The following is a 208-nucleotide window of genomic DNA, read 5'->3' on the forward strand; positions in this document are numbered from 1 at the left end:
CACGGTCTATTTTGGCTTGCTTTCGGGTCAGCTCTGCTCGGGTTCCACTCCATTCCTTCGAAGCGTTTGAGGGCAGTTTGCAGCCATCAATTGCAAACATTTCTCGGCCTATTAGGTTCATACCATCACAGACCATCAACACATGGGTAAACAGCGGTGCTATCACTTCATCCATGCGGGAAATAAAGTCGGCTATGGTGCTGTGATG

The 208-nt window shown here is 49.0% G+C and carries 1 protein-coding gene; it reads right to left on the bottom strand.

All coding sequences use genetic code 11. The annotated features are described in order from the left end of the window. The coding region (locus tag ACXAF9_RS18260) for a transposase (RefSeq protein WP_475076877.1) at window positions 1–208 on the bottom strand (208 nt) is incomplete at both ends.

This window comes from Neptunomonas sp. ABH4_499 (assembly GCF_056160565.1).